This is a genomic window from Thermostichus sp. MS-CIW-23, assembly GCF_054059455.1.
This window is the reverse complement of sequence record NZ_JBSSCC010000066.1, coordinates 1-7,944: the sequence shown is the minus strand read 5'-3', so window position 1 is coordinate 7,944 and position 7,944 is coordinate 1. Positions and strand designations below refer to the sequence as shown.

The window sequence follows — 7,944 nt, the reverse complement described above, 5'->3', positions numbered from 1 at the left end:
ACAACTCTTTGCCGCAAATCCAAAGAATGAGTCGGCATTCCTTTCTCTCCTTCCTCTTGAATACCTGTACCCTATTTTAAATTAAAAGGCTGTAATTGACCGAAACCAGGTCGTTAAATCCTGCCTGTTTGAGGTAGCGGCAACTCTCCAGTACCGTGCGCAGGTTATAGCCCATGCGCATTTTGCGCACCAGCTCCTGGGATCCGCTGGTGATGCCGATCTCGAAGTAGCTCATGCCGGTTTTCACCATGAGCTCAGCCAGCTTTGGGGTGAGGTTGTCGGCCCGAATATAGGCAGCCCAGCGGATATCGGTCATGCCGGCATCAAGAATTTTCTGCAGCAATTCCTCCGCATCCTCAATGTAGCGGCGGGCAGGGATAAACTGGGCATCGGTAAACCAAAAGTTTCGCACTCCTCGCTCGTACAACTGCATCATTTCTCGGATCACCTCATCCACAGGGTTGAGGCGCACCTGCTTGCCTTCGATGACGGTGTAGATGCAGTAGCAGCAGTTGTGGGGGCAGCCGCGCTTGGTTTGTACCCCAATGTAAAAGTCGCCCCCTTCTAGGTAGTAGTCAATTTCCGGCCAAATGGCGGTGATGTAGGTGTAATCACAGGCGGTTTTTTGCAGAGGTTGAGGCGGCTCGTGGATCAAACCTGGGCGAGGTTACTCCAGCTTGGCCCGATAGCAGCGCTCTGTGGCTAGGCTTTGCCCTTGGATGACTTTTTCCAGCAGGGTTTCCCCCTCCCCTACCGAGATGATGGTGCCTTTGGGCAGATAGCGGCCCAATTGTTCATAGAAGACGCTGACTGCCCCACCCCCCAACACCGCTTCAGCGTGAGATTTGTAGCGCCTGGCTCTGCGGATCCCCTGCCAGACCAGCCGGGTGTTGCGCCAAATCTCGCCATAGTAGGCCAGCACCAGCCTGAGGCTATTCAGGGATCCCCGCAATTTTTTCAGGGGGTTGCGGGCGTAGAAAAACTCAAAAGAGTGTTGCAGTAGATTGCCGGCCCGCCCGTTCACCGGCGCATAGACTTGAATATCCCGCCAAGAGAAAACCAGCAAATCCGGCTGAAACTGGTCGATCTGCTCCAGCATGCGGCGGCGAAAATCTAGGGGCGGAAAGGTGCCCATATCGAAGATGCGCTGCTCGACATGGGGAAACAGCTTGTGAACGTGATCCGCCAGATAGACTACCCCGATGGGAAAAATGGGGTTGCAGGGCAGCCGTACATAAAGGATTTTTTGAATCTTCAGGTGCGAGGCCATACAACCTGAGAGCTTACTTCACATCTCTTCACTCACTCTAGTCGGTTTTTGAGGGGCGCGGCGGCAGGGATCCAAAAGGGACAAAGATAAGCTAAAGCTGAAGCAACCAGCAGGGTCGGACCTGAGGAGGGGGTATGGCTCCAGAGCGCCCAATTTGGCGCCAGCGCTATCGACCAGAGCGGCGATTGAGCAAGCGCAGCGGCAGACACACCTACCTGGCTCAGGATTTGCTCACCTCGGAACAGGTGGTGATCAAGCTGCTGCTCTTCGGGCCAGACTTCGATTGGGCCGACCTGAAGCTGTTCGAGCGGGAAGCCCAGATCCTGCAGACCCTCTCCCATCCAGCCATTCCTGAATACCGCGACCACTTCGAGATCAGCCTAGAGGGAGGACGGGGCCTGGCCCTGGTGCAAACCTACATCGACGCCCCCTCGCTGCAGGAGTGGATGGAGCAAGGGCGGCGCTTTGCCGAGCCGGAGGTGCGGGAGCTGGCGCAAAAGCTGCTGCGCATTCTCGTCTACCTGCACGAACTCCATCCCCCCGTCATTCACCGAGATCTCAAGCCCAGCAACCTTCTCTTGGGATCCGACCAGCAGGTGTACCTAGTGGATTTTGGCTCGGTTCAGGCGGCTGCCCCCCGGGAGCAGGGATCCTACACCGTGGTGGGGAGCTACGGCTACATGCCCCTGGAGCAATTTGGCGGCAGAACCGTGCCCGCTTCCGACCTCTACAGCCTGGGTGCCACCCTGATTCACCTGCTCACCGGCCAACACCCGGCGGATCTGCCCCAGGAGAGATCCCGGATTGCGTTCGAGCAAGCGGTGCAACTGAGCCCGCCCTTTCGCGACTGGCTGCGGTGGATGACGGAACCTGTGGTGGCGGATCGCCCTGCTTCCGCCCGGCAGGCCCTGGAGGCGCTGGAGCATTTGGATCGTCGTCCCGCCTTGACTCCCTCAGACGCGGCAGCAGTCCCTACTCGACAGCCAGCAGGCAGCCGGATTCAACTGCACAAGTCCGAACAGACCTTTTAGGTGGTGATCCCGGCCCGGCAAATCGGTGTTTTGGTGTTGCTGCCTTTCGCCATCGCTTGGAACTCCTTCATCACCTTTTTCACGATCATATCGGTTGGGCTTGCGCCTTTTCCGGCCAATCTGGTGTTTGGCCTATTCATGCTGCCCTTCTGGACGGTGGGGTTGGGGATGGTGGGCGTGATCCTCTACGGTCTATTCGGCAAAGTCCACCTACGGATCGACACAAAATACATTCGCCTGGCTCACGAGGTGTTTGGCCTGAGGTTTGGCAATGTTCCCCCCAGTCGGCGATGGGATATTGACCGGCTAGAGCTGATCCCACGCCAAAGCCCACAGTTGAACATCTGGGCGGGCAACCGCAAATACGAGTTGGGAGCGGGGATCCCTTTGCAGGAGCCAGAGCTGGAGTGGTTGGCCTCGGAACTAAGCCGTTGGCTGAAGATCCCAGTTGAACGGCAAAAGGTGTAGTCGTTAGGTTTTTTGCATTTAGTTTAGTTATGATAAGGACAGTTTTTGGGTAAGGTCTGATGAGTTATCTTGCTGCAGATCACAGCAAATAAAATAGCAAAAAATTATAGCTTTCCTGAAAACAGAATCCAGATCCACATCGGCAAAGAGGCAGGATGCAAACAGTTTATCCAAGGCCTGCTGTAATAGCTCGCTCTGGATCCCCGTGGCGCTACCTCCCAAAAAGATATGGAAAATGATACACCAGAGATTCCATCGCTGGAGTTGCTTGGGAGTTTGGGAAAGACCCTGACTTAGAGCATCTTATCCTTGAGGAATAGGAGGGTGGTGGGAGATTTGACCGGCACGTTTACAGGGAGAGGCATTTAGTCGATAAAAGATTTTTTTGCGATTTAACACGGATTGCTATATTGGTGCTTGTGCTGAGAATTATCTGGCCAAATTGCTGTGGCTAAAGTTTAAGGGTATATGTGGCAAGCGTGGCTTCTGAGTCAGTGGGGGGTGGCACTCTGGCTCAACCTGGCTCTGGTGGTGCTGGGTCTGCTGAGCCCTCAGAAGGCTTTGACGCGAGCAGGGGTCATCCACGCGGGCCTTCTGGGCCTGCTGGTGTGGGGGGGGCTGGGGGGGCGGGGCTACGCGGTGGTAGCTGCCTATTTTTTAGTGGGAACAGCCGTAACCAAGCTAGGGATCCGGCGCAAGCAGGCGCAGGGGATCGCCGAAAAGCGAGAGGGGGCGCGAGGGCCGGAGAACGTCTGGGGATCCGCTTTAACCGGGGCAGTATGTGCGCTAGGATACGCTTTCTTCCCGCATCCCCTGTGGTGGTTGGGATACAGCGCCAGCTTTGCAGCGAAATTGGCCGATACCGTCAGCAGCGAGGTGGGGAAAGCCTATGGCCGCAAGACCTTTTTGATCACCACCTTCCAGTCCGTGCCGGCGGGCACAGAAGGAGCCGTGAGCCTAGAGGGATCCCTGGCGGGGGTGGCGGCAGCGGCAGGGATGGCCGGGTTGGCCTGGGGGATTGGCGGGGAGTGGGTGGGGGAAAGCCCATTTTGGTTGGGCATCTGCTGGCTGGCTGGGATCCTGGCCACCCTGGCGGAAAGCTGGATGGGAGTGGTGTTACAACCCCGTTTGGCCTGGATGACCAACGAAGTCGTGAACGGCATTCAAACAACTTTGGCCGCTCTTCTGGCGGTAGGGCTGGGATCCCTTATGGGCATCGGATCCTAGAAATAGGGTCACCATGAACTACCCCACCGTATAGGCAGATGGGGTTTCTAGTGCCCCATCCCCTTAACAGTGAGGTTTTTGTCCCTTCCTCTGTCCCAGTTGCTTCATAGACCCGCAGGTCTCTGAAGGAGTGCTGCAACATCCGAGACCAACGAGGCTGGTTCCCAACCCCGGTTGCCCGTTGACGGCAACGTTGTACATGACCATTACCGAACCACGGTCTCTATTGCCGTGCCACCGAGAACGGCCATACAAAGAAGTCAAGCCAGGAGGCTTGACCAAAAGGGGAGAAGCTCTCCCCTTTCGCTGACCAGAGCTCCCTTAGCGCAGGCCGCTGGGCTTATAGACCAGGAAGCTGAGCACTTGGCACTGCTTAATGTTGTCGAACCCCACCACGCGAATGAAACAGTTGGGGTAGGCGCTGCGGCAAGCCTGCACTTCGCTGAGCACCTCCTGGGGAGAAGTGGCGCTGAACAGGGGCAGCTTCCACAGCGTCCAATAGCGAACCGTTGGTTCAGACGATTCGTTGAACTCTATGGCCGGGATGTAGCCCTGATCCAAGATGTACTGCACCTGCTTGATGATCTGCAGATCCGTCAGCGGCGGCAGATAGGAGAGGGTTTCGTAGCGGCGCTCTTTTGGTAAGGTTTGCATGATCGGTGTCACTCCGTTTCGAGCCTAGGGTTTTGTGGGGGGGATCCCGCTTCCGGGTGGGTAACGGGTAGGGATCCTGTTGCTGAGGTGATCCGTTCTAGATGATTGCGGCGGTGCTCCATGTTGGCTTGCTGGATGCCGGCTTTGGCCATTTCCGGCAGGTAATCGACCACCTCCGCAGCAATGTGTTCACGAACGGTCATGATGCGATAGGCCAACTCAGGACGCTCAGCCAGCAAAGCCCGCAGGTAGGCTTCCCCATCCTGAAGGTTTTGCCGAGCGGAGAACTGCTGTAGCCAAAGAGCCCTGGGGGGATCTGTTTCGCTCAGTTGAGCCAGCACCGTGCGCATCGCCTGATAAGTCAGGTAGCTGATCAAGGTCTTGGCGGTGTCTTTGGCGATCTGTTTCAGATCCATTGCCGATCCAGGGAGGGGGCCAGCAGGGCAAGAGAACCGTGGGGATCCCTTGCCCCCAGCAGATCTCTAGAGGGTGTCGACGGCCTTGAACTCGAACTTGATTTCCTTCCACAGCTCGCAGGCAGCCGCCAGCTCTGGCGACCACTTGGCTGCTTCCCGGATAATGTCGTTGCCTTCGCGGGCCAGATCTCGACCTTCGTTACGAGCTTGGATACACGCTTCCAAGGCCACCCGGTTGGCGGTTGCGCCCGGCGCATTGCCCCAGGGGTGCCCCAAGGTTCCGCCGCCGAACTGCAGCACCGAGTCGTCGCCGAAGATTTCCACCAGCGCCGGCATGTGCCAAACGTGGATCCCACCGGAAGCCACCGGCATCACCCCTGGCATGGAAGCCCAATCTTGGGTGAAGAAAATGCCGCGGGAGCGATCGGCCTCTACGTAGTTTTCCCGCATGAGATCCACAAAGCCCATCGTGATGGCGCGGTCGCCTTCCAACTTGCCCACCACCGTCCCAGAGTGCAGGTGGTCGCCACCGGACATGCGCAAACACTTGGCCAACACCCGGAAGTGGATGCCATGGTTCTTCTGCCGGTCGATCACCGCGTGCATGGCCCGGTGAATGTGCAGCAGAATGCCGTTATCCCGGCACCACTTGGCCAAGCTGGTGTTGGCAGTGAAGCCAGCTGTCAAGTAGTCGTGCATGATGATAGGGGCGCCCAACTCCTTGGCAAACTCGGCCCGCTTGAACATCTCTTCGCAGGTGGGCGCTGTCACGTTCAAATAGTGGCCCTTGATCTCGCCGGTTTCCGCTTGGGCCTTGTGGACAGCCTCCATCACGAACAAGTAGCGATCCCGCCAGCGCTGGAAGGGCTGGGAGTTAATGTTTTCGTCATCTTTGGTGAAGTCCAGGCCGCCCCGCAGAGCTTCATACACGGCCCGCCCGTAATTTTTGGCAGAAAGGCCCAACTTGGGTTTGATGGTGCAGCCCAGCAGCGGACGGCCATACTTATTCAACTTATCCCGCTCCACCTGAATGCCGTGGGGAGGGCCTTGGAAGGTTTTCAGGTAGGCCACCGGAATTCGTACATCTTCCAGCCGCAGCGCCTTTAGGGCCTTAAAGCCAAAAACGTTGCCCACAATCGAGGTGAGCATGTTGGTCACCGAGCCTTCCTCGAACAGATCCAGCGGATAGGCGACGAAGCAGAAGTACTGGTTGTCTTCGCCGGGAACCGGCTCGATGTCATAGCAGCGGCCCTTGTACCGATCCAAGTCGGTCAGCAAATCTGTCCATACCGTTGTCCAGGTGCCTGTCGAAGACTCAGCCGCCACAGCCGCCCCGGCCTCTTCGGGAGGAACACCCGGCTGAGGAGTAACCCGGAAACAGGCCAAGACATCGGTATCCTTAGGCGTGTAGTCGGGAGTGTAATAGGTGAGTCGGTAATCCTTCACACCGGCTTGATAGCCGCTTTTGGATTGGGTTGCTGAGTAGGCCACGTTGATCTCCCTCTGAACGAATTACAGAACCAGAAAATGCCCTTCACGGATGCAACCAAGAGGAAAAACTCAGGGCCAAAACTCGAGACCGCCGAGTTTCCGTGAATAAGACCGCCCCACAACCATGAGGCCAAAGTTGGGCTTTAAGACACTCTTCATCCCGGCGGATGGAAGCCCTAAACCCTTCTTTTCGAGCGCCTTCAATCACTAGCTTCGACTCCCTGGATTTGCAAACCCAGCGGAAAGGAATTTATACAGCGCCTAAGCTAGAATCTCGGCAAACACAACTCTATATAGGTTTAATCCTAAGCTACCATCCGCAATAGTGGGCTGAACATTACTTTCTTTATGAGTTTGATTAGTTTAATTAAAGTAAGACCCCCTGCTTCCCGCTGAGAATACAGATTTCTTTGGCTTTCTTAATATCCTTTGGGTGGGATCCCCGGCCAAAACCAAAAGCTCCCTTCTTTGAGGGAGCAGAGCAAACCCACCCGCAGGGCCTGGACGGTCAAGAAACGGCTGCCAGGGTTGGCTGGGGTCTCTTGCTGATCACCTGGTCGATGAGGCCGTACTCTTTGGCTTGTTCTGGGGTCATGAAGTTGTCGCGGTCGGTATCTCGTTCGATGCGCTCTAGAGGTTGACCGGTGTGGTAGGCCAGCAAGCTATTGAGACTGTTTTTGATGAAGAGGATCTCTTTGGCCTGAATTTCAATATCGGTAGCTGGCCCCTGAGCTCCACCAAGGGGTTGGTGGATCATGATGCGGGCGTGGGGAAGGGCAATGCGCTTGCCTTTGGTGCCCCCTGCCAGCAGAAAGGCTCCCATGCTGGCAGCCAAACCAATGCAGATGGTGGAGACATCCGGCTGAATGTGCTGCATGGTGTCGTAAATGGCCATGCCAGCATAGACAGAGCCACCGGGGGAGTTGATGTAGAGGTAGATGTCTTTTTCAGGGTCTTCGGACTCCAAGTAGAGCATCTGGGCCACAATCAGGTTAGCAATGTCGTCGTCCACCTGGGTGCCCAAGAAAATGATCCGATCCCGCAAGAGACGCGAGTAAATGTCAAAGGCGCGCTCGCCTCGCGCAGATTGCTCAATAACGGTGGGAATCATGCCAGTCCAAGCGATGGGTCAGTCCTTACTAGTGTAGTCTAAGCCACTGGATGGATGCTTTGCTCAGGACGACTCACCGGCCTGGCTCCGTACGGGGCTCGACGGGGTGTGAGCCGGCCAGAGCAGCAAGGAGACGGGGTGGTTATAGCGGGATCCCTCTTCTTCTGGGATGTGGAACGGGTGTAAACTACCCGACTCCGACCGCTAAGCGGTACGGAGCGGGCTTTCAGTAGCCCTGAGCCTGCTCTGCTCTACCAGAGAACAAAACAGGCCCGA

The 7,944-nt window shown here is 56.6% G+C and carries 7 protein-coding genes and 2 pseudogenes; 4 read left to right on the top strand and 5 right to left on the bottom strand.

Translation table 11 applies throughout. The features are described 5' to 3' along the window. Window positions 1–88: 88 nt before the first annotated feature. Window positions 89–1,270 (bottom strand): annotated as a pseudogene (locus ACVW0B_RS13935) (B12-binding domain-containing radical SAM protein); the annotation flags it as partial. A 134-nt stretch (window positions 1,271–1,404) separates the two neighbouring features. On the opposite strand from ACVW0B_RS13935, the gene ACVW0B_RS13930 reads away from it, so the two are divergent. The 4 genes and pseudogenes from ACVW0B_RS13930 to ACVW0B_RS13915 all read left to right on the top strand — a co-directional run bounded on the left by ACVW0B_RS13930 (window position 1,405) and on the right by ACVW0B_RS13915 (window position 3,996). Next, window positions 1,405–2,301 carry a serine/threonine protein kinase gene (locus tag ACVW0B_RS13930; protein ID WP_457491963.1) on the top strand — a complete coding sequence of 299 codons (897 nt, stop codon included), beginning with the start codon at window positions 1,405–1,407 and terminating at the stop codon, window positions 2,299–2,301. Then, window positions 2,302–2,769 carry a hypothetical protein gene (locus tag ACVW0B_RS13925; RefSeq protein ID WP_457491962.1) on the top strand — a complete coding sequence of 156 codons (468 nt, stop codon included), beginning with the start codon at window positions 2,302–2,304 and terminating at the stop codon, window positions 2,767–2,769. Window positions 2,770–2,872: 103 nt separating this feature from the next. Further along, window positions 2,873–3,083 (top strand): annotated as a pseudogene (locus ACVW0B_RS13920) (transposase); the annotation flags it as partial. A gap of 154 nt (window positions 3,084–3,237) precedes the next feature. Further along, on the top strand, window positions 3,238–3,996 hold the full coding sequence (locus ACVW0B_RS13915; RefSeq protein ID WP_457491961.1) for a TIGR00297 family protein: 759 nt from the start codon (window positions 3,238–3,240) through the stop codon (window positions 3,994–3,996). 321 nt (window positions 3,997–4,317) lie between these two features. On the opposite strand, the gene ACVW0B_RS13910 is transcribed toward ACVW0B_RS13915, so the two are convergent. From ACVW0B_RS13910 to clpP, 4 genes are all read right to left on the bottom strand, one after another. After that, the gene (locus ACVW0B_RS13910; RefSeq protein WP_011434136.1) at window positions 4,318–4,650 is read right to left on the bottom strand and encodes a ribulose bisphosphate carboxylase small subunit; all 333 of its coding nucleotides are present in this window, start codon (window positions 4,648–4,650) and stop codon (window positions 4,318–4,320) included. Window positions 4,651–4,658: 8 nt separating this feature from the next. Continuing rightward, on the bottom strand, window positions 4,659–5,066 hold the full coding sequence (gene rcbX, locus ACVW0B_RS13905; protein WP_011434137.1) for a RuBisCO chaperone RbcX: 408 nt from the start codon (window positions 5,064–5,066) through the stop codon (window positions 4,659–4,661). A gap of 66 nt (window positions 5,067–5,132) precedes the next feature. Next, window positions 5,133–6,557, bottom strand: coding sequence for a form I ribulose bisphosphate carboxylase large subunit (locus tag ACVW0B_RS13900; RefSeq protein WP_011434138.1), 1,425 nt, complete (start codon window positions 6,555–6,557; stop codon window positions 5,133–5,135). 508 nt (window positions 6,558–7,065) lie between these two features. Then, the gene (gene clpP / locus ACVW0B_RS13895; protein WP_011434140.1) at window positions 7,066–7,668 is read right to left on the bottom strand and encodes an ATP-dependent Clp endopeptidase proteolytic subunit ClpP; all 603 of its coding nucleotides are present in this window, start codon (window positions 7,666–7,668) and stop codon (window positions 7,066–7,068) included. Window positions 7,669–7,944 lie beyond the last annotated feature (276 nt).

Coding starts and splice junctions, on each gene's coding strand:
- ACVW0B_RS13930 (WP_457491963.1), top strand. CDS start 1,405: ATGGCTCCAGAGCGCCCAATTTGGCGCCAGCGCTATCGACCAGAGCGG.
- ACVW0B_RS13915 (WP_457491961.1), top strand. CDS start 3,238: ATGTGGCAAGCGTGGCTTCTGAGTCAGTGGGGGGTGGCACTCTGGCTC.
- ACVW0B_RS13910 (WP_011434136.1), bottom strand. CDS start 4,650: ATGCAAACCTTACCAAAAGAGCGCCGCTACGAAACCCTCTCCTATCTG.
- rcbX (WP_011434137.1), bottom strand. CDS start 5,066: ATGGATCTGAAACAGATCGCCAAAGACACCGCCAAGACCTTGATCAGC.
- clpP (WP_011434140.1), bottom strand. CDS start 7,668: ATGATTCCCACCGTTATTGAGCAATCTGCGCGAGGCGAGCGCGCCTTT.